This is a genomic window from Streptomyces sp. KLMMK, from assembly GCF_036961605.1.
In the GTDB taxonomy this organism is placed as follows: domain Bacteria; phylum Actinomycetota; class Actinomycetes; order Streptomycetales; family Streptomycetaceae; genus Streptomyces; species Streptomyces telluris.
On the sequence record NZ_JBAMDC010000775.1, the window covers coordinates 1 to 971 of the forward strand.

The window sequence follows — 971 nt, forward strand, 5'->3', positions numbered from 1 at the left end:
CGGATGCGGGGGTGGCCCTCCAGCCAGGTACGGGTCGGCAGGCTGTTGTGCGAGGAGAGGTTGTCCGTGATCACGTAGATGACACCGGTGGGATTGGCCACCTCGAGCAGTTGCAGGAAGTGCTGGTAGAAGACGCTGTTTCGGGATGGCGCGGTCATAGTGACCTGTTGTCCGTCCCGTACTCGCAGGCCGCCGTAGACCCAGGTCTTCTCCGGCCCGCGGCTGTAGTCCACCTCGGATTTGATGCGGTGACCGTCCGGCGACCAGCACGGCGCCGGCGGGAAGGTTCGGGGGATCACCAGCCCGAGCTCGTCGGCGCAGATGACCGTCGCACCGTCGGGCGGGCAGGTGTACAGGCCGGTGATCCGCGTCCTTTTCCCTCGAAGTCCGGATCCCGCGACTGTGTCCAGGACCGGGTGCGTCGCCAGCGCACACCCTCGGCAAGGAGGATGCGTCTGACCTGGGAACGGCCGATCTCGATCCCGTCTTGCCGGGCCACCTGGGCGAGTGTGTCGAGTGTCCACAGTGGCGGCCCTGAATCATCGGCGGCTTCCAGTTCACCGTCCGGCTGTACTTCCAACCGGCCCGGTTGCGCTGCTCTGGCCAGGGCGATGATGTGTGAGCGTTCCGCCTGGGTGATCCTGGGTTTGCGTCCCTGGCCACCGAGGTCTTCCAGCCCCTCGAGCCCGGAATGGTTGAAGCGGTGCAGCCAGCGTCGCACGGTCTTCTCACTGCAGACCAGCTCCCAGGCGATTGTCGGCACGGTCTCCCCGGCCCAGCTCAGCTCGACCATCCGCGCGCGCATCGCCAGGTCCCGCGGGGCCTTCCTCGCTCTCGCCAGCCGCAGCACCATCACCCGCTCACCCGGCCTGCTGTCCTGCCGTGCCCGTAAGACCATCGCCCGGCACCCCACCCCCGAGACCGACCTGTCACCAGGGCATATACCCATCGAAAGAGGAATCGAGCACTAG

Annotated in this window: 1 protein-coding gene and 1 pseudogene; both read right to left on the bottom strand. The window is 66.8% G+C overall.

Annotated elements, in window-relative coordinates:
• Nucleotides 1-233: pseudogene (locus tag V7793_RS37880) on the bottom strand (transposase); the annotation flags it as partial.
• Between the two features lie 62 nt (nt 234-295).
• The gene (locus tag V7793_RS37885) at nt 296-853 is read right to left on the bottom strand and encodes a helix-turn-helix domain-containing protein (RefSeq protein ID WP_336014298.1); all 558 of its coding nucleotides are present in this window, start codon (nt 851-853) and stop codon (nt 296-298) included.
• Between the last annotated feature and the right edge of the window lie 118 nt (nt 854-971).